This is a genomic window from [Clostridium] symbiosum ATCC 14940 (assembly GCF_000466485.1).
GTDB lineage: Bacteria > Bacillota > Clostridia > Lachnospirales > Lachnospiraceae > Otoolea > Otoolea symbiosa.
Map to the genome: position 1 here is coordinate 20,167 of NZ_KE992810.1, position 18,969 is coordinate 39,135.

Sequence of the window (18,969 nt, forward strand, 5' to 3'; positions counted from 1 at the left end):
TATGGAAAACAGGAATTTTGCAGGCGATCTGCAGATAAGCAAAGTGAATAAATGGTATCCGGGCGATGTTCATGCTGTTAAGGATATGGATATGGAAATAAAGAGAGGGGAATTTATAGTATTTGTAGGCCCTTCCGGCTGCGGAAAGACAACGCTGCTGCGCATGATTGCAGGACTTGAGAGTATAAGCAGCGGCGAGGTCATTATGGACGGCAGGACTGTGAACCAGGTTCCGCCAAAGAACCGCGATATTGCCATGGTATTCCAAAATTACGCCCTTTATCCCAATATGAAAGTAAAAGATAATATTGCTTTTCCCCTTAAAATGCAGCATATCGGCAAAACGGAAAGGGAGAAAAGGGTAGCAGAAGTGGCGCAAAAGCTGGAGCTGGATGCTCTGCTTGAAAGGAAACCGGGGGCCTTGTCCGGCGGTCAGCGCCAGCGTGTTGCCCTTGCGCGGGCCATGATAAGAAAACCCGGACTGTTTCTCATGGATGAGCCGTTAGCCAATCTCGATGCGAAGCTCCGCACAGAAATGCGCCGGGAGATTATAACGCTCCAACGGGAGCTGGGGGTAACAACCATATATGTCACCCATGATCAGACGGAGGCAATGACGATGGGGACGCGCATCGCCGTAATAAGCGGCGGTGTTTTACAGCAATTTGGAACACCGCAGGAAATATATAGAAATCCGGCGAATCTGTTTGTTGCTGGGTTCATAGGCTCACCCAATATGAATGTGTGGGACACAGAGCTTATTTCAAATAACGGACAACATTATCTGACACTGGGAAATGCCCGTATTCCGATGGGTAAAAGCGGTCTGGCCGCAAGAGGACTGCAGGGGCCCCTTAAGGCCGGTATCCGTCCGGAACACATTGTGCCGGCTGCACCGGATGATCCTCATGCAGTGCGGATGAAAATCAGCATTTTAGAAAATACCGGGCGTGAAGCGGCAGTTTTCCTCACCGGGGCCGATATACCGGATATGACGATGGTAACAGGCGCGGATTTCTCAGGCCGGGCCGGGCAGGAGGTATATATTCGGCTAAAGCCGGAAAAGATACTTCTATTTAATACAGAGACAGGATGTGCATATGGAGATGTTTATGTATAGAATATATTCAACAGGGATAGAAACTGCGGCTGCATCAGCGATACTGATACCGATTCTTTTTTTATATCATATATTTATATTTCATAACATAAAAAAGACGGCGGCCTATATTATTTTTATATTATATTTGACTGCAATGTGCCTGTTGGTGGGGTTTCCCTGTGTGACAGGAATTAAAATCGGTTGGTCTTATAATTTTATTCCTTTGTATGGTATGCTGAACGATATAATTAACAGCTATCTGAATGTTTTGCTTTTTATCCCATTAGGTATATTTGTTCCATGCTTATGGCCCGAATACAGAAGCATGATGAAAACAGTGGGCTTGGGCCTGATGACATCACTGGGTATTGAAATACTGCAGATATTTACCTTCCGCGCAACCGATATCAATGACCTGATAACGAACGCGGCAGGTACATTGGCTGGTTATCTGATTGGCAGAGTGATGATAAAAATGATTCCTCAATTAGATAGACTGAATTGCAGGAGAAGTGAGTTATATCTCCTATACGGAACGGTTGGTGCAGTGATGTTTTTCTTTCAGCCATTTATTTTTTTATTATCAGAGGCCTTATATCCGTAAAGGCTGGCATCCATTCCTTTCTTTTGTTATGAGGAACGAGTGTGCTTTTATCAGCCCCCGCCTTCAACCCCATGAAATCGCAGAAAATTCCGTGCCGCATGGGACAGCGGGTACTCTTTATTGACAATGAAAGCGCTCGTGATAAACAGATTTTCATCGGAAAAATGCTTCACGGTTAAGTCCCTGATGTGTTGGAAGTCTGCGGCCGTCAGTGAGGCCAGTGCGACGGTTTTAAAGGATCTGGCCCACTCAATCGCAGTTGCATTCGAAGAGGTAATAATAGAAATATTCGGCGCGAGCAGATGGTGGCCGAAGGAGGAACGGACCAGATCCAGGCAGTCGAAGGGAACCGCAAGCGGATAGTCTGCCAGCAGGGATATGTCGATAATGCTGCCGCTTTGCATCAGAGGGTGTTCCGGCCTGCAGATTGCCACAATCTCTTCTTTCTCATAGGGATAGACAGCCAGGGAAGCATAGCCGGGAAGGCTGGAGCGTATGAGCCCGATCTCCGTTACATGGTTCAGGACGTTCGGAATCGCAAAATCACTTGGTATTTCATAAAAATCAAAATTGACATTCGGGTATGCGGCCCGGAAATCGTCAAACAGATGGTGCAGAAAATAGGCGGAGTTTCCTGCCGGGATTGAGAGCTTTAAAAGCTCGGAAAAACCTGTTTTTTTATTGTGAATCTCGTCTTGAAGTTTTTCTTCGGCCTGGCAGATCTCCTTGGCGCGCAGATAAAAAACGCGTCCGGCGTCGGTCAGCTCAAGCCTGTGCCGGTTTCGGATTAAAAGCTTTGCCCCATAATAAGTTTCAATATTTTTCAACTGGTTGCTCAGAGAAGGCTGGGCGATCAGCAGCTTGTTCGACGCAGCCAGAATACTTCCGCTTTCTACAATCGCAACAAAGTTCCGATAAGACTCTAATGTCATAGAGCAATTCCCCTTAATTTATAATTTAATATTCTTCTAATATAAGAAAAATATTATAAATAATATGTAATAATGATAGTTTTATTATATAAAAAATTATGTTACAATGCAAATTGTTTTTAAAAAATAGTGCTTATAAAAAGAGAACTGTATATAAGCACAACTAATGAATAAAGATAAGGGGGAATAAAGAGTACGATGAATGCTTTACTGACAGATTTATTGGCCGTATTTGGAGTTGTTTTAAATGCGCTGCCTCAGGGACTTTTAGCGCTGTCCTTTGGTTTTGCAGCCGTCCCGACGGCGATGGCGTTTTTTATCGGAGCGTTTGGAAATGTGATTACGGGGAATGTGGCGCCGATTTCATTTCAGGCTGAAACTATTACATATGCGGGTACCAGCGGCAGGAACCGCTCGGAGCGGTGTACAATGATCTTTATCGGAGCCGCCATTCTTGCGGTTATCGGAGCCTGCGGGATGCTGACTAAGATTGTGGATTTTATCGGTACAGACATTGCAAACGGCATGATGGCCGGTGTGGGACTGATATTGACGAATGCGGCTGTCAACATGGTGAAGGAGGATCACCTTGCAGGTGGAGTATCGATAGCTGCGGCAGTGCTCACCTATTTTCTGACCAGCTCCAGTCCCAATACGCTGGTTTACACGATCGTGATATCGGTTATTGCGTCCAGCGTGGTATCGGCGGTTTTGAATAAAGAAAAGAAAAATATCGTTGTTGCAGATGACAAATTTACCCGTCAGAAATTCACATTTAACGGAAATGTGATACTCGGCGCTCTCGGAATGGTCTGTTTAAATATTGGCTCTAATATTTCATTTGGAGCAATCACGGCCAGCATGGCAGGAGCAGATACATTTAATGTGGACCACCTGACCCTGATCTCTTCCCTTGCGGATATGGGTTCCTCTTTCTTCGGAGGCGCACCGGTGGAATCGATAATTTCTGCTACGGCAAATGCGCCCCACCCGGTTTGGGCCGGAGTGGCGATGATGATTGTGGTAGGCATAATTCTGTTAAGCGGCCTGCTTCCGAAAATCGGCAATTATGTTCCGTCCTCATCGATTGCGGGTTTTCTGATCGTACTGGGGCTTTTCAAGACCTTTATACTTGATGCACCCGTAGCGCTGGCAATTAATCCGGCGGTAGGCGGAACTGCACTCGTTGTCACGGCAATTTCGAATCCGTTTCTCGGAATGCTTGCCGGTATCGCAGCCAGAGTCCTGGGACTGTAAGGAGGAGTAGCATTATGGATACATATGAATTAAAGCTTTGCGGCGTAAAGCGAGAACTGCCGTTTATCGATTTGGAGGATAATCTGGCCTTTGCCAGCTTTGTAATTATGGGCGATACGGAGCTTATCACGGCCTGCGCGCCGGAGCTGGCGGAGAAGATTGGGGAAGTGGATGTCATTATTACCGCGGAGGCCAAGGGGATTGCCCTTGCCTACGAAATCAGCAGGCTGCTCGGGAAAAAGGAATTTATTGTGGCAAGAAAGAGCATCAAATCCTATATGTGCGGCGTGGTATCGGTATCGGTGCATTCCATCACGACCTCCGGGGAGCAGCATCTGTACCTGGACGGCCATGATGCAAAGCGTCTTTGCGGCAAAAGGGTCTGCATCGTGGACGATGTGATTTCAACCGGTGAGTCCCTCTATGCGTTAGAAGCTCTGGTGGAGAGTGCAAAGGGGATCGTTACAAGAAAAGCAGCGGTGCTTGCAGAGGGAAAAGCAGCAGAGAGAGACGACATTATCTTTTTACAGAAGCTCCCGCTGTTTCACAAATGTGATGATAACAGCTATGAAATTAAGGAATCATAAAGTCATAAGAAGTTTCATTAAATAAACAAAGAAGATAAGGCAGATACCTCGCATCTCCACCAGGAATGAAAGGTATCTGCCTTTATAAATGATTACTCTTGTAAGTAAACAGATACTGTACCGGGCGCACGCACCGGTCTTCACTTCTTGTAATTTAAGAAAAATTTAGGAATTTCAAGTACATTTCGACATGATGATATATGATAGAGTATAATAAAGAATTAAGAGTAAAAGGTAAAGTTATTTGAATTTATATGAATCAAATTTGGGAGGATGACCGTCGACATGCGTATTTTGATTGCCGAAGATGAAGTTGAACTTGCGAAAGGCCTGAAGTTCCTTCTGGAGAAGAACAAGTTTTCCGTTGATACTGTCAATAACGGAGCGGATGCACTGGACTACTTTCACAGCACGGATTACGATGTGATCGTGCTGGATATCATGATGCCTAAAAAGAACGGAATGGAGGTGTTATCTCAGATAAGGAGTGAGGGAGCGGCAGTTCCCGTGCTGATGCTCACAGCCAGGTCCGAGATTGAAGACAGGGTCGCCGGACTGGAGGCAGGGGCAGACGATTATCTCCCCAAGCCGTTTGCCACCAGGGAATTTATTGCAAGAGTGAAGGCGCTTGCCCGCAGAAATGCCGGATATGCCGATACGGTTCTGTCACTGGGGAATGTACGGCTCGACTGTAACCGCTATGAGCTTTCCTGCAAAGAGGAAACGGTGCGGCTTAATAACAAGGAATACCAACTGATGGAGCTGTTTTTCCAGCATCCGCATTTTGTATTCTCAACCGATCACCTGATGGACAAGGTATGGGGGAAGGACTCGGAGGCGGATATTGACGTTGTCTGGACATACATCGGGTTCATCAGGAAAAAGCTGAAACATATCGGTGCGGATATTGAAATAAAAACAGTGCGCGGAGCCGGTTATTCGCTGGAGGGCAATAAATGCTGAAGAAGATGAAACGCCGGTTTATTGCATCGGCGATGGTGGCCTTTGGAGCCGTTATGCTGGTTTTGGTAACGGTTATTAATATTGCTAACTGTTATCTGACGACTAAAAAACAGGATAACCTGCTGAATATCATTCTCGAATATGATAAAAAGACATTTTCGCAGCCCGGTACCGGTTTTCCGCCAATTTCGGATATGCCCTGGGCAGGGGGCCCGGAGGCAGAGTTCATGACCCGCTTTTTCATTGTCCGCTGCGACAGTGATAATAATGTGACGGTAATATCCAGAGCGTATATCTCTTCGGTCGATGAGGAGACAGCGCGGAATTATACGGAGGAAATCCTGGCTAAAGGAAAGGTAAAAGGTTACTTTAAAGATTACCGCTACTGTGTAAGCCGGGAGGAGGGAGAAATAATCCTCGTTTTTCTGAACGCATCCAACGCCCTGCAGTTTATGGAGTCGTTACTGATTGTATCGGTTGGCATAGGCATTGTCAGCCTGCTGGTTGTCTTCCTGCTCGTCATGATTTTATCCCACCGGGCAATACAGCCTTATGTGAAGAATATAGAGCGTCAGAAGCGGTTTATCACGGATGCCGGACATGAGCTGAAAACACCGCTGACCTCCATTGCAACCAGTGCGGATATCGCCGCCATGGAGTATGAAGGGGATGAATGGATTGCCAATATACAAAAGCAGACAGCCCGTCTGACCCGTCTGGTAAGTGACCTGGTGACGCTTTCCAGACTGGATGAAGAGATGATAATTTACGATAAGATGGTATTTTCCCTCAGTGACGCTGCCTGGGAAATCGCGGAGCCTTTTGCTTCGCTGGCAAAAGCAGGCGGAAAAACGTATATCCAGAACATAGAGGACCGTTTGGAGATGGAGGCAGACAGAAATTCGATTCAGCAGTTATTATCCATTCTTCTGGACAACGCATTGAAATACTCCGATGAGGGCGGCAAAATCCGGCTGGATATTTACCGCAGCCACAATCGAATCTGCATGAAGGTATTTAACACCTGTGAGCTTCAGGGGATAACGGATCTGGAGCGCCTGTTCGACCGTTTTTACCGTCCGGACGAATCCAGATCCACTAACACCGGAGGCACAGGAATCGGGCTGTCCATGGCTCAGGCTATCGTGGAGGCGCATGGCGGTAAGATTACGGTGAACAGTACGGATGGGAAAACAATTATTTTTACAGTGGTTATTTAATCTTACGATAACCCGGCACGTTCCGGTACGGATTATCTGTTTCAACGCGAAAGGCACATTACAATAATATTGTTGTAATGTGTCTTTCTTTGCTGTCTGACTGTTAATTGTTCGTAGAATTTTCACATTTCATTTCAAGTACATTTCAGGCTGACTTTTTATAATAGCTGATGATATTATGTGCAGTAATCTTCTCAGACTGAGAAAAAACAAAAAAATTCAGGAGGTTTGCTATGATAACAGTTGAGCATTTGACCAAATGTTACGGTGACTTCATGGCTGTCAGCGATTTGTCTTTTGAAATTGATGAAGGGCATGTGTACGGCTTTTTAGGACCAAACGGCGCCGGAAAATCGACTACTATGAATATTATGGCCGGATGTCTGTCGGCCACGGAGGGGAAAGTAATAATCGACGGCCACGATATCTTTGAAGAACCTGAAAAAGCAAAAAAACTCATAGGCTACCTTCCGGAACAGCCGCCTCTCTACATGAATGAAACACCGGTGGAATATCTGAAATTCGTTGGCGCGGCAAAGGGGTTAAAAGGACGGGAGCTGCAGCGGCAGGTGAAGGAGGTGATCGGCCAGGTAAGGATTGACGAAGTCAAGAACAGGCTGATTTCCAAGCTTTCAAAAGGCTACAGGCAGAGAGTCGGTATCGCCCAGGCGCTGCTCGGGAATCCGAAGGTTATTATACTTGATGAACCGACCGTAGGACTTGATCCGATCCAGATCATCGAGATACGTGATCTGATAAAGGAACTCGGGCAGACCCATACCGTTATTTTAAGCTCTCACATTCTTTCAGAGGTTCAGGCCGTCTGCGGCAAGGTCCTGATTATCGCCAGAGGAAAGCTGGCTGCATTTGATGAACCGGAAAATCTGGAAAAGCTGATGCTGGCATCAAACGGCATAACTTTTACGGCAGAGGCCACCGGGGAGGATGCCGCAAGAATTCTGTCTGCAATGAAATCTGTCACAGAGTGGACCTTTGAGGATAAAGGAGACGGGACCGTTGAGATTCACGCAAAAACAGAGGACAGCAATTCACGCGGCATTTGCCGCCGGCTCTTTTTTGCCTTTGCGGCCGAGGGGAAGGCAATTTTGAGCATGACTTCAAAGAAAGCCAATCTGGAGGATGTATTTATTGAACTGACCGAAGGCGAATCCGGAGTTGAGAGAAGCGGTGACCGGGAAGAGCAGGATATTCCGGCAGTGGCTGATGATGCCGGGAACACGCAAGATTTCAGAAAAACGGAAGATTCCGGGAGCGCTGAAGATTCCGGGAGCGCTGAAGATTCCGGGAACATGCAGGAGGCCGGAAACGCTGAAAATTCCGGAAGTGACAGTGCAGAAAGTGAGGGAACGGACGAATGACAGCTGTACTTAAACATGAACTTGCCAATTATTTTCACTCATTAACCGCATATATTTTTGGTGCATTTCTTCTGGTTTTTGTAGGGATTGGGGCTATGCTTTACAATATTCAGGCGGCAGTGTCCAATTTTGAATATGTACTGCAATTTGTGAGCCTTGGTTTTGTAGTGATTGTACCAATCTTGACGATGCGCGTCATAGCGGAGGAGAGAAAGCAGAAGACAGACCAGCTTTTATATTCCCTTCCGATTACAACTTCCCAGATTGTTGTGGGTAAATATCTGGCACTGCTGGTCGTATTTTTTATTCCGCTGTGCATCGTGTCCCTGTATCCGCTGATTTTTGCGCAGTTTGGGGATGTGTATCTGATGACATCCTATGGCTCTCTGCTGGCATTTTTTATCATGGGCGCCGCTCTGATTGCCGTCGGCACTTTTATTTCCTCGCTGACCGAAAATCAGGGATTTGCCGCAGGAATTGCCATCCCCGTCATATTGTTTAACTACTACAGCGTCAGCCTGGCGGAACATATATCTGCCTCCGCCATGGGCTCTGTCATCTCCCTGTGTGCCCTGGCCGTTATTTTGGGCCTTGTTATCCGCTTCTTGACGGGAAATGAAGGCCTGGCATTTTCGGTCAGCCTGCTGCTCATTATCATTATCGGGATTGCCGGTTTTGTCGATATCAGCAGTTTTGAAGGGCTTCTGCCGAAGATAATGAACCGGTTATCACTTTTTGAACGCTTTTATTCGTTTGTAAACGGTGTATTCGATTTTACATCCATTGTTTACTTTGTATCGGTAATCGTGTTCTTTTTATTCCTGTCCGTGCAGTCCCTTGAAAAAAGGAGGTATAACTGATGAAAAAGCATGAACTCCTTAAAAAGCCTGAACGGCCGGGAAGAAACAGGATTGCTCTTCGGGGCGGCTCTTATTCCCTGGCAATCACGGCTGTCGTACTGGCGATACTTATTGTTATTAATATTCTGGCATCAGTAATTCCTGCAGCAGTGACCAAATATGACATCAGTTCCACAAAGCTTTATTCAATTACAAGCAATACCAAGGCAGTGGTCAATGCGCTGGAAAAGGATGTGACAATTTATTGGATCGTGCAATCTGATGCGGAAGACGATGTAATCGAAAACCTGCTTAATAAATATGAAAGCCTGTCGGATCATATTAAGGTTGTCAAGAAGAATCCTGATGTTTACCCGACTTTTGCGGCACAGTACACATCGGAAACGGTTGCCAATAACAGTCTCGTTGTAGAATGCGGCGACCGCAGCCGGTATATCGGTTATGATGATATTTATCTCTATGAGCCGAATATGACATCCTACTCCTATAATGCTTCATTCGACGGCGAGGGTGCAATTACATCCGCCATCGATTATGTTGTCAATGAGGAAATGCCCCAGGTGTATGTTCTGGAGGGGCATGGGGAGGCTGAGCTTCCGGAGGCGTTCAGTGACCAGATAGAAAAGGAAAACATGGAGTTAACCACTTTCTCCCTGCTCACAGAAGATTCTGTCCCCGAAGAGGCGGACTGTGTCCTAATCTATGCGCCGGCCAGTGATATTTCCAGAGAGGAAAAAGACCAGCTGGCCAAATACGTATCGGGCGGAGGAAAATTGATGGTACTGGCCGGGCCGGTTGAGAACGGAACACTGGAAAATCTCTATAGTTTACTGGAGGACTACGGTGTAGAAGCGGCAGAGGGGATCGTGGTGGAGACCGACCGGGGACATTATGCGTTCCAGGCGCCGTATATCCTGCTGCCGAATCTTCAAAGCAGTGAGATTACCGATCCGCTGATTCAGGAACATTATTATTCTATTATTCCTATTGCCCAGGGGCTGACGGTCAAGGGAGCGGATTCGGCAGAGGTAACGGAGCTTTTGACCACATCGGAAACGGCATTCAGCAAAACGGACGGTTACGGCCTGACCACCTATGAGAAAGAGGAGGGGGATACAGACGGACCTTTCGCCGTGGCGGTATCCGTTGCGTGCGGAAATGACGGGCAGATGATTTGGTTTACGTCGTCCCATTTCCTGGACGATATGTATAATGCCTATTCATCCGGGGCAAATCTGGATCTTGGCATGAATGCATTATCATCACTGATTGGTGAGAGCGAAGCGGTGGCGATCCGCAGCAAATCACTCAACTACAACTACCTTACCATCAGTGATTCCACAGCCTCTCTATTGAAAACGGTGATGATTGGCGTATTCCCGCTGCTGTATCTCGGTATCGGTATCTGCGTAGTAGTAAGAAGGAGGAGAAAAGATGAGCCGGTCTAAAAAACTTTCCGTATTACTTGGGGCATTGCTGGCGGTCTGCCTGATCACATTTGGAGTCAGTCAATATGAGGTGCACAAGGAAAAGATAAAAAACAGCGATGAAATTATTTTAGAGCTGCCGGGTGACACGGTGAAATCGCTTTCCTGGGAATATAATTCCGAAACCCTCGCCTTTCACAAAGACGGAAAATGGCTTTACGATGGGGATGGAGCGTTTCCGGTTGACGAAGAGAAAATAAATGAGCGTCTGGATCTGTTCAGCGAATTCGGAGTTTCATTTATCATTGAGGATGTGGAGGATTTTGGACAATACGGCCTGGATAAGCCTGTCTGCACGATTCATCTTGAAACGGACGACGAGAGCTATGAGATCCTGCTTGGGGATTTCAGCAAGATGGACTCGGAGAGGTATGTTTCGATTGGGGACGGGAATGTATATCTTGTGAAAAAGGATCCGCTGGACTACTTTGATGCAACGCTGAGCGACATGATTAAACAAGATGAAATACCGCAGTTTGATAAAGTGACGGGGATACAGTTTACAGGAGCGGAAAACTATCAGATTGGATATCAGGAGGACAGCAGCCTCAGCTATTGCAAGGATGACGTTTACTTTATGGAGCAGGACGGGGCTTACCTTCCGCTTGATACATCCAGGGTTAACAGCTATCTTGATACAGTCAGCCGCCTGAATCCAACGGATTACGTAACGTATAATGCCACGGACGAGGAACTTAGGGACTGTGGTTTAGATAAGCCGGAGCTTACGGTGTCAGTCGATTATATTCCGCAGACGGAGAATACCGGGCAGGCAGAAAAGAAAAACGAGGAAACATTTATTCTGAATGTCGGGCGTGATCCGGAGGAGAAAAAAGCAGCAGAGAAAGCCTCTGCCGGAAAGTCAATGGATGGAGAAGCGGCAGAACCGGAGGATAAGTCCGAAAATGAAGAAATTACTGCCTATGTAAGAGTAGGACAATCAAAAATCGTCTACAGGATTACTTCGGATGAATATAAGAAACTCGTCGATGTATCTTACAATGCACTCCGCCACCAGGAAATTCTTTCCGCCGATTTCGCCGATATTTATCAGGTGGACATTTCTCTGGAGGGGGAAAATTATACGCTCACATCTGAGAAAGAGGATGGTGACAGAACCTGGTATTATAAGGAGGAAAAATTAGAATCCTCAGGCTTCTTCGATGCGCTGAAGCAATTGAAAGCGGACAGTTTCACACGGGAGCAGCCTTCACAGAAAGAAGAAATCAGCCTGACGGTTTATCTGGACAATGATAATTATCCCAAAGTGCAGATGGATTTCTACCGTTATGATGGGAACGATTGTCTTGCAGTGGTTGACGGAACGCCTGTATGCCTTGTGGCAAGAAACTATGTGGTGGATCTGGTGGAAGCAGTCAATGCAATTGTTCTGAATTAAGGTAATTTTTATTATATTAACTGGCGATGGCCTGTACGCAGAGCGTGCAGGCCATCATTAGCTTTTATATCTTATCACAATGGAGACAACAGGACTCGAACCTGCGACCCTCTACACGTCAAGCAGATGCTCTCCCAGCTGAGCTATGTCTCCATAGAATGATTATAAACGATAGGAATGGAATTGGCAAGATAATACTGAATTCAGATCAATCTGCATTCCACGGTATAAAATCCAGATATTATCAGATAATAAGCCTATCAATCTGCAAGGAGCGGCTAAATATGGAGCAGCCAATCATCCTTCATTCCGACATGAATAATTTTTATGCTTCAGTAGAGTGCCTGGACAATCCGGGCCTGCGCGGAAAGCCGGTAGCCGTTGCCGGAGATCAGGAGGCGCGGCACGGTATAGTGCTGGCTAAGAATTACGAGGCGAAGAAGTATGGTATTGTAACCGGGGATCCGTTATGGATGGCCCGACAGAAATGCCCGGATATTATTTTAACGCCGCCGCGCTATGAGCGGTACATTGAGATGTCGCAGGCTGCACATGAAATCTATGAAGAATATACGGATAAAATCGAAACATTCGGGCTGGATGAGTGCTGGCTGGACGTGACCGCCTCCTCACGTCTGTTTGGTGACGGAAAAGTAATTGCAGACGAAATCCGAAATACCATTAAAACAGAGCTGGGATTAACGGCCAGTGTCGGTGTTTCCTATAATAAAATATTCGCAAAGCTTGGCAGCGACCTGAAAAAGCCGGATGCAACCACGGTAATCGGACAGGATTTTAAAGAGAAAATCTGGCACTTACCTGCCGATATGCTGTTGTACGTAGGCAGGGCCACGTATTTAAAATTACTAAAGTACGGGATCAGGACCATCGGGGATTTGGCCTGCAGCGATGTGCATTTCCTGGAAAGACTGCTTGGAAAGAACGGGATTATGCTCTGGGCCTTTGCAAATGGACTTGATCAGTCACCGGTTTCGCATGTCCACTCACGCCGTATTATCAAGACAATCGGGAACAGTACGACGGCCCCGCGGGATTTGACCGGTGCTGACGATGTAAAAATAATATTATACATTCTTGCAGAAAGCGTGGCGGAACGCATGAGGAAAGAAAATTTTTACTGCCGGAGCGTTCAAATCAGCATACGGGACAATTCCCTGTTTTCATATGAACGGCAGGGCAGGCTGTCTATTCCCTCTTGTACCTCGCAGGCAATATTTGAAAAAGCATTCGAATTGTTCCAAAAGAATGCACCTGAGAATCCGGTAAGGAGCCTGGGGGTGAGGGCCTGCAGTCTGACACGCATGGAATACCGGCAGCTCTCATTTTTAGAAGATGTACAACGAGACCAAAAACAGGAAAGTCCGGAGCGCTCAATCGATCTGATACGCCGTCAATTCGGCCACTATGCAGTACAGCGGGGAATTATGCTGACAGATGCCAAATTGTCCAGCCTGGATCCGGTTGCGGAGCATACGATTTATCCGGAAGCTTTCCTGAAAAGCCAGAGTTAAGAACGGAATCAGGAGGAATTTGCCATGTGCGGAAGATACAGCCTTTATACGGAGGAACAGGATAAAGAAATCATGCGGATTATTAAATCCCTGGACGAAAGGTTTCCGGGAAATGAGATGAAAAAGGGCGAGATTTATCCGACCAACACGGCGCCGGTTATCTGCCGTATGGATGGGGAGATCAGGCCTGAGTTAAGTACCTGGGGATTTCCCCGTTTTGGAGCGGCGAAGGGAGTCATAATCAATGCCAGATCGGAATCCGCAGGAGAGCGTCCCATGTTTCGCAAAAGCCTGCACGGCCGCAGATGCGCGGTTCCCAGCACCGGATTCTTTGAATGGACGCAGCAAGGTGAAAAGATAAAATACCGGTTTAATCTGCCTGACAGCAGAGTTCTTTATATGGCCGGAATATATAATGAATTTAAAGATGAGAACCGGTTTGTTATCCTAACGACCGGTGCCAATCATTCGATTGCCGATGTGCATAACAGGATGCCGGTGATACTCACGGAGCGAAACGTCGAGGATTGGATTACTTCAGAAGATTTTGCATTGGCCTATATCCAAACGGTTATGCCTGCTCTTCGCCGGGAATTAGCAGGACAGACAGTCAAATAAAACGGCGCTGAAACGCAAATTAACGAAGAGGGCAGCGCCGCCATATTATAATATAAATAAGCACACCGCAGGTCGCAAAGCATGACAAGGGAAACCGGCTATCGCAGGGATGATGTGTTACAATACGCAAAACAGTGGGCAATGGGCAGAAACCCCAGATATCTGGATTTTGAACATTATGGGGGAGACTGTACGAATTTTGCATCCCAATGTATTTATGCCGGAAGCAAAGTGATGAACTATACGCCGGTAACAGGGTGGTACTATAACAGCAGCTCAGACAGGACGGCAAGCTGGACGGGTGTTACGTATTTATATAATTTCCTTGTGGGAAATAAATCAGTCGGGCCATATGCCGTTGTAACGGATGAAACAGGCGTGCAGCCGGGAGATATTGTTCAGTTGGGCAGTAAAGAAAAGGGCTTTTATCACAGCCCTGTAATTGTAGCCGTAAGAGGGGGACGAATTTATGTGGCGGCCCATAGCTTTGATGCATATATGAGGCCGCTTGACACTTACATCTATGAAAAAGCGCGTTTCCTTCATATACAGGGGGTACGTGACTGGCAGCGGTAAATGTGCTGCTGCCGCCCGGAAGAGTTGTACAAAACACACATTGGCACTGATGCCGTGAAATACTGGTAATTCCGTGTTTCATGGCATTTTTTTGTTCTGTTATAGAGCGATTGAATGGAAATGGGATGACGTATATGTTACAATTCAATTATGCAGTGTTATAGCAGATTATGAAAAAACACATAAAAAACATATGAAAGATATAAGGATTACAAATTGCCTTGATATACTGTGCATGCAGACAAAAAATACTGTAAAGGAGAATTGCATATGAGAAATTTAAAGAAACAAGGCTTTTTGTGGATGGCGGTATTTACACTTTGCACCGCTTCGGCTGTGCCCGCATTAGCAGCGCCTGCTTCGCCGGAGGCAGTTTCTGCGGTATGTAAAGTTAAGACGGTGAACATATCGGCAGATGAAGCGGGAGAAGGCGGGGAGATTCGAGAAATTACATTTAAAGACGGAATGACAGGGAGCATACTGGTCAACGAACTTACTGAACCTTTTACCATTAATGCAGGTAATAACGGAGAGTATATTGTGAGCATCAGTTACAAATAATCCCGACAGACAGAAGCTGCAAATCCCTGCCGGGATTTGTGGCTTTTCGCCGCGTTTAGCGAAAAAGCAGATCAGCAGGAAGGTGGATTAGGTGAGTAAAATTCTGATAATTGAAGACGAACGGGATATAGAAGAACTCCTCCGGTTTTTTCTGGAGGACAGCGGATATGAGGTTGCCGTTGCCAGGGATGGGTTAGAGGGGATTACGGCATTTCAAAAAGACAGATACGATTTAATCCTGCTTGATATTATGCTGCCTAAGATAGACGGATTTGCTGTCTGCGAACTGATACGGAAAGAATCCAATATTCCCGTAATTATGATAACGGCGCTGAGCAGTGAGGAGGAGCAGGTGAGAGGTCTGGATCTTCTGGCAGATGATTATATCACAAAACCATTTTCCATGCCGGTTCTCATCAGGAAAATTGCAGCTGTGCTTCGCCGAAGCGGGAGAGGGGCAAAAGCCGGTGAGAATCAGAAACTCATCTACCGCGATCTGTGTCTGGATTTAGATAACTATCAGACCTTTGTCGATGGTGAGCCGGTAGCGCTGACGAAACGGGAATTTGAAATATTGAGGGAACTTCTGAACCACCAGGGCAAGGTTATGACCAGGGAAATTCTGTTGGAAAAGCTGTGGAAATATGAGTTTTATGGGAATGACAGAGTGGTTGACAACCATATTAAAAATTTGCGCAGGAAACTGGAGAGAGATTATATAGAGACCGTGAAAGGAATTGGGTACCGTATTGATAGGATACATGAGAAGCCATTTGACAGTTAAAATATTTCTGATAACAACCTTATTGTTTCTGGCTGTATCGGCAGTTACCTACGGATTTATCATCATGTATGTACCGAGGTATTATATAATAGAAGCGGAAAAAATGTCGGTTAATTCAGTACAGAACGATTCGGAGAAGAATGATGCAGAGCATAACATACAGTACGGCGGCATAAGCAATGATAAAATTATTTCGTTCCCGTACACACTTGAAATCAGGGAAAATGCCAGAGAGTTTTCCGCCACTCTGCATAAGGTATTCCTGCCGTTACTTGCTGTCGCAATCTGCACCGCTTTGGTTACTTCCCTGTTTTACTCAAGATATATCACCCGCCCGGTGCTCCGCATCACCGAAGTGTCTAAAAAGCTGGCGGCGCTGGATTTCGGTGTTCAGTGCAGGGAAAAAAGAACGGATGAAATCGGGATGCTGGCCGGCAATCTGAATGAGCTTTCCGGACGGCTGTCGGCGGCCCTGGACGAATTGAAAAATGCAAATGCCATGCTTTTGGAGGATGTGGCGAGAGAAAAAGAGCTTGAGAGCCGCCAGCTTGCATTTTTCTCGGCGGTTTCCCATGAATTAAAGACGCCAATCACGATATTAAAGGGGCAGCTTCAGGGAATGCTTTATCATGTCGGCGGCTATAAAGACCGAGACAAATATTTAAAACGGTCATTTGAGATTACCTGTTCGATGGAGCAGCTTGTGATGGAGATTCTGACTGTCACAAGAATGAAAGCTTCCGTTTTTACGGCACAAATTGAAACCTTTGATTTACCGGCCCTTATTTCAGGAATTTTGGAGGATTTTGCAGACCTGTTTTCTGAAAAAAACATGGATATCATCACGGAAATGGAACCCCGAAGGATGATTTCAGCCGACAGGAGGCTGTTTGCAAAAGTGATCGGCAATCTGATCAGTAATGCCTACCATTACTCGCCGGCTGGGGAAAAAATCCATATTCGGGTGGAGGATACGGACCAGGGCGTGCAGTTTACGGTTGAGAATACCGGAGTCCATATACCGGAGCAGGAGATTGCGGACCTGTTTGAAGCGTTCACAAGAAGGGAGCAGTCCAGGAACAGGGAAACCGGAGGCAGCGGTCTGGGACTTGCCATAGTACGCATGGTGCTGGAACTCCATCAATTCCCCTATGCCATGGAAAATACGGAGGACGGCATGCGGTTTCGCATTTTATTTCCGCGTAGGCCCCATGCGTCATGAAACGGATTGCATATTGAATTAAAATACCCGGTTTGTTATAATGAATACAGCAATTCATATCGCAGAAAGGATAAAAGAATCCATGAAGAATTTTAATTATCACATCCCGACCGACATCTATTTTGGTAAAGGGAAAATCAGGGTATTAGGAGATAAGATAACTGCCATAGGAAAGAACATCCTGCTTGTTTACGGCGGGGGCAGTATCAAGAAGAGCGGTCTTTATGATCAGGTGATTGATGAGCTTAACCGGGCCGGCGTGACAGTATCCGAGCTGCCGGGCGTTGAGCCGAATCCGCGAATTCAGTCGGTGCGCAAAGGGATTGAAATCTGCCGTGCAAAGGGCATCGAGGGAGTCCTTGCAGTGGGCGGTGGAAGCACGATTGACTGTGCCAAGGTTATAGCTGCCGGCGCATGCTATGAAGGGGATGCCTGGGAGCTTGTGCTGGATGCACGTAAGATAACGAAAGCGCTTCCGGTTGCGTCCGTTCTTACTCTGGCGGCAACCGGTTCCGAGATGGACGGCTTTGCAGTCATATCGGACATGGAGAAAAATGAAAAATGGGGAACCGGAAATGATATTACGAAACCGGTATTTTCAATTCTGGATCCTGAATACACATTCAGCGTTTCAAAATACCAGACCGCCTGCGGTACTTCAGACATCATGAGCCATACCTTTGAAAATTATTTCAACAGGGTGCCGGGAGCCTACCTTCAGGCCAGGATGGCAGAAGGCATTCTTAAGACATGCATTAAATATGCGCCGGTTGCAATGGAGGAACCGGATAACTATGAGGCGCGTGCGAATCTGATGTGGGCGTCCAGCCTGGCAATTAACGGGCTGATCAGTTACGGGGAAGATGCCGCATGGGCGGTGCATCCAATGGAGCATGAACTGAGTGCATTCTACGATATCACCCATGGAGCCGGACTGGCCCTGCTCACGCCGTATTGGATGCAATATGTTCTTCGCGAGGAGACTCTCCCGCGGTTTGTTGAATATGGCGTAAATGTGTGGGGGATCGATCCGGAACAGGAGGATATGGCGATTGCCAGGCAGGCTATCACAAAGACGAGGGAGTTCTTCGATTCGATAGGAATGCCGTCGCATCTGAGTGAGCTTGACATCGATGATACACATTTCGATGTGATGGCAATGAAAGCCGCGGCCGGCGGTTTGGCTTATGGCTTTGTGCCGCTTGATAAGCAGGACGTACGCCGTATTTACGAGATGGCCCTTTAATGGGAATAACGGTTTGATTAAAGCAGCAGCTGTCATCAGAGTGAGTTGACAGCTGCTGTTTCCGCATAAAGATATTTAAAAATAGAAATATAAGAGTAAAAGGAACGCAGATATGCGAAGATGATAAAACAGTCCGAAGCAACATGCCATACACCTGTCATGTTCCATTTGATAATATAGTGGAAAAACAAAGGAGGAAGAGGAAATGATTGAATCGAGATGCGGGCTGTTATGCAGTGAATGCGAATATAAGGTTCAGCTGAATTGCGGAGGATGCGTACATATTAAGAAACCATTTTGGGGTGAGAGCTGCCCGGTTAAGGCCTGTTGTGAATCAAAAGAAAAGGAACACTGCGGCCACTGCGGTGAATTTCCCTGTGATTTACTGAAACAATTTGCATATGACGAGAACCAGGGGGATAATGGAAGAAGAATTGAACAATGTAAGCTCTGGAAGTAAAAATGAAAGGAATTTCATATGACATAAGAGAATTTTACCATAATGTTAAGTCTGGTTGACAGATTTCCTGCTGCAAATGGTAGAAATAGTTGACAAAAAATAGTATGATTTTGCTGGCTGAGAAATTTTGCCGACTAATAAAAACGGGTAGTGTCAAGTGATGTATGAAAAAACTGAGCC

General features: G+C 46.3%; 19 protein-coding genes and 1 tRNA gene. 18 read left to right on the top strand and 2 right to left on the bottom strand.

Annotated features, from left to right (window positions below; genetic code table 11):
- Position 1 precedes the first annotated feature (1 nt).
- The gene (locus tag CLOSYM_RS02560) at positions 2-1,120 is read left to right on the top strand and encodes an ABC transporter ATP-binding protein (RefSeq protein WP_021640830.1); all 1,119 of its coding nucleotides are present in this window, start codon (positions 2-4) and stop codon (positions 1,118-1,120) included.
- Positions 1,113-1,706, top strand: coding sequence for a VanZ family protein (locus CLOSYM_RS02565; protein ID WP_044902073.1), 594 nt, complete (start codon positions 1,113-1,115; stop codon positions 1,704-1,706). Before CLOSYM_RS02560 ends, CLOSYM_RS02565 begins: the two co-directional genes overlap by 8 nt.
- A gap of 50 nt (positions 1,707-1,756) precedes the next feature.
- Here the strand turns inward: CLOSYM_RS02565 and CLOSYM_RS02570 are convergent, their stop codons facing one another.
- Entirely contained in the window at positions 1,757-2,638 is an 882-nt protein-coding gene (locus CLOSYM_RS02570) for a LysR family transcriptional regulator (protein ID WP_003509177.1), read from the bottom strand.
- Positions 2,639-2,836: 198 nt separating this feature from the next.
- Between CLOSYM_RS02570 and CLOSYM_RS02575 the strand changes: the two genes are divergently transcribed.
- From CLOSYM_RS02575 to CLOSYM_RS02610, 8 genes are all read left to right on the top strand, one after another.
- Positions 2,837-3,895 (top strand): benzoate/H(+) symporter BenE family transporter, encoded by a 1,059-nt coding sequence (locus tag CLOSYM_RS02575; RefSeq protein WP_003500250.1) that lies wholly within the window; start codon positions 2,837-2,839, stop codon positions 3,893-3,895.
- Positions 3,896-3,909: 14 nt separating this feature from the next.
- Positions 3,910-4,482 (top strand): phosphoribosyltransferase family protein, encoded by a 573-nt coding sequence (locus tag CLOSYM_RS02580; RefSeq protein WP_021640832.1) that lies wholly within the window; start codon positions 3,910-3,912, stop codon positions 4,480-4,482.
- A gap of 285 nt (positions 4,483-4,767) precedes the next feature.
- Entirely contained in the window at positions 4,768-5,445 is a 678-nt protein-coding gene (locus CLOSYM_RS02585) for a response regulator transcription factor (RefSeq protein WP_003500253.1), read from the top strand.
- Complete coding sequence (locus CLOSYM_RS02590; RefSeq protein ID WP_021640834.1) at positions 5,439-6,665, top strand: sensor histidine kinase; 1,227 nt, start codon at positions 5,439-5,441, stop codon at positions 6,663-6,665. The genes CLOSYM_RS02585 and CLOSYM_RS02590 overlap by 7 nt, the downstream gene beginning before the upstream one ends.
- A gap of 233 nt (positions 6,666-6,898) precedes the next feature.
- Positions 6,899-8,044, top strand: coding sequence for an ABC transporter ATP-binding protein (locus tag CLOSYM_RS02595; protein WP_021640835.1), 1,146 nt, complete (start codon positions 6,899-6,901; stop codon positions 8,042-8,044).
- On the top strand, positions 8,041-8,904 hold the full coding sequence (locus tag CLOSYM_RS02600) for an ABC transporter permease (protein WP_021640836.1): 864 nt from the start codon (positions 8,041-8,043) through the stop codon (positions 8,902-8,904). The genes CLOSYM_RS02595 and CLOSYM_RS02600 overlap by 4 nt, the downstream gene beginning before the upstream one ends.
- Positions 8,904-10,352: a GldG family protein gene (locus CLOSYM_RS02605; RefSeq protein ID WP_021640837.1), complete on the top strand. Its 1,449-nt coding sequence runs from the start codon at positions 8,904-8,906 to the stop codon at positions 10,350-10,352. The genes CLOSYM_RS02600 and CLOSYM_RS02605 overlap by 1 nt, the downstream gene beginning before the upstream one ends.
- On the top strand, positions 10,339-11,790 hold the full coding sequence (locus CLOSYM_RS02610; RefSeq protein ID WP_021640838.1) for a DUF4340 domain-containing protein: 1,452 nt from the start codon (positions 10,339-10,341) through the stop codon (positions 11,788-11,790). The genes CLOSYM_RS02605 and CLOSYM_RS02610 overlap by 14 nt, the downstream gene beginning before the upstream one ends.
- Before the next feature lie 80 nt (positions 11,791-11,870).
- Here the strand turns inward: CLOSYM_RS02610 and CLOSYM_RS02615 are convergent.
- Positions 11,871-11,943 (bottom strand) — tRNA-Val (locus CLOSYM_RS02615).
- 131 nt (positions 11,944-12,074) lie between these two features.
- Here CLOSYM_RS02615 and dinB point away from each other — a divergent pair.
- The 8 genes from dinB (at position 12,075) to CLOSYM_RS02655 (ending at position 18,789) form a co-directional block, all read left to right on the top strand.
- Entirely contained in the window at positions 12,075-13,322 is a 1,248-nt protein-coding gene (dinB, locus tag CLOSYM_RS02620) for a DNA polymerase IV (protein WP_044902071.1), read from the top strand.
- A gap of 24 nt (positions 13,323-13,346) precedes the next feature.
- Positions 13,347-13,940, top strand: a complete 594-nt coding sequence (locus CLOSYM_RS02625; RefSeq protein ID WP_021640840.1) for an SOS response-associated peptidase — start codon at positions 13,347-13,349, stop codon at positions 13,938-13,940.
- Between the two features lie 81 nt (positions 13,941-14,021).
- The gene (locus CLOSYM_RS02630; RefSeq protein ID WP_009298923.1) at positions 14,022-14,516 is read left to right on the top strand and encodes an amidase domain-containing protein; all 495 of its coding nucleotides are present in this window, start codon (positions 14,022-14,024) and stop codon (positions 14,514-14,516) included.
- A 270-nt stretch (positions 14,517-14,786) separates the two neighbouring features.
- Positions 14,787-15,077 carry a hypothetical protein gene (locus CLOSYM_RS02635; RefSeq protein WP_003500273.1) on the top strand — a complete coding sequence of 97 codons (291 nt, stop codon included), beginning with the start codon at positions 14,787-14,789 and terminating at the stop codon, positions 15,075-15,077.
- A 91-nt stretch (positions 15,078-15,168) separates the two neighbouring features.
- Positions 15,169-15,861, top strand: coding sequence for a response regulator transcription factor (locus CLOSYM_RS02640; RefSeq protein ID WP_021640842.1), 693 nt, complete (start codon positions 15,169-15,171; stop codon positions 15,859-15,861).
- Complete coding sequence (locus CLOSYM_RS02645; protein WP_242828638.1) at positions 15,851-17,083, top strand: sensor histidine kinase; 1,233 nt, start codon at positions 15,851-15,853, stop codon at positions 17,081-17,083. Before CLOSYM_RS02640 ends, CLOSYM_RS02645 begins: the two co-directional genes overlap by 11 nt.
- Positions 17,084-17,165: 82 nt before the next feature.
- Positions 17,166-18,329, top strand: coding sequence for an iron-containing alcohol dehydrogenase (locus CLOSYM_RS02650; RefSeq protein WP_044902072.1), 1,164 nt, complete (start codon positions 17,166-17,168; stop codon positions 18,327-18,329).
- A gap of 205 nt (positions 18,330-18,534) precedes the next feature.
- Positions 18,535-18,789, top strand: coding sequence for a DUF3795 domain-containing protein (locus CLOSYM_RS02655; protein ID WP_021640846.1), 255 nt, complete (start codon positions 18,535-18,537; stop codon positions 18,787-18,789).
- Positions 18,790-18,969: the final 180 nt, after the last annotated feature.

Bases quoted from the DNA above. Each gene is read 5' to 3' on its own strand.
- CLOSYM_RS02560 (WP_021640830.1), top strand. From the start codon at position 2: ATGGAAAACAGGAATTTTGCAGGCGATCTGCAGATAAGCAAAGTGAAT.
- CLOSYM_RS02565 (WP_044902073.1), top strand. From the start codon at position 1,113: ATGTATAGAATATATTCAACAGGGATAGAAACTGCGGCTGCATCAGCG.
- CLOSYM_RS02570 (WP_003509177.1), bottom strand. From the start codon at position 2,638: ATGACATTAGAGTCTTATCGGAACTTTGTTGCGATTGTAGAAAGCGGA.
- CLOSYM_RS02575 (WP_003500250.1), top strand. From the start codon at position 2,837: ATGAATGCTTTACTGACAGATTTATTGGCCGTATTTGGAGTTGTTTTA.
- CLOSYM_RS02580 (WP_021640832.1), top strand. From the start codon at position 3,910: ATGGATACATATGAATTAAAGCTTTGCGGCGTAAAGCGAGAACTGCCG.
- CLOSYM_RS02585 (WP_003500253.1), top strand. From the start codon at position 4,768: ATGCGTATTTTGATTGCCGAAGATGAAGTTGAACTTGCGAAAGGCCTG.
- CLOSYM_RS02590 (WP_021640834.1), top strand. From the start codon at position 5,439: ATGCTGAAGAAGATGAAACGCCGGTTTATTGCATCGGCGATGGTGGCC.
- CLOSYM_RS02595 (WP_021640835.1), top strand. From the start codon at position 6,899: ATGATAACAGTTGAGCATTTGACCAAATGTTACGGTGACTTCATGGCT.
- CLOSYM_RS02600 (WP_021640836.1), top strand. From the start codon at position 8,041: ATGACAGCTGTACTTAAACATGAACTTGCCAATTATTTTCACTCATTA.
- CLOSYM_RS02605 (WP_021640837.1), top strand. From the start codon at position 8,904: ATGAAAAAGCATGAACTCCTTAAAAAGCCTGAACGGCCGGGAAGAAAC.
- CLOSYM_RS02610 (WP_021640838.1), top strand. From the start codon at position 10,339: ATGAGCCGGTCTAAAAAACTTTCCGTATTACTTGGGGCATTGCTGGCG.
- dinB (WP_044902071.1), top strand. From the start codon at position 12,075: ATGGAGCAGCCAATCATCCTTCATTCCGACATGAATAATTTTTATGCT.
- CLOSYM_RS02625 (WP_021640840.1), top strand. From the start codon at position 13,347: ATGTGCGGAAGATACAGCCTTTATACGGAGGAACAGGATAAAGAAATC.
- CLOSYM_RS02630 (WP_009298923.1), top strand. From the start codon at position 14,022: ATGACAAGGGAAACCGGCTATCGCAGGGATGATGTGTTACAATACGCA.
- CLOSYM_RS02635 (WP_003500273.1), top strand. From the start codon at position 14,787: ATGAGAAATTTAAAGAAACAAGGCTTTTTGTGGATGGCGGTATTTACA.
- CLOSYM_RS02650 (WP_044902072.1), top strand. From the start codon at position 17,166: ATGAAGAATTTTAATTATCACATCCCGACCGACATCTATTTTGGTAAA.
- CLOSYM_RS02655 (WP_021640846.1), top strand. From the start codon at position 18,535: ATGATTGAATCGAGATGCGGGCTGTTATGCAGTGAATGCGAATATAAG.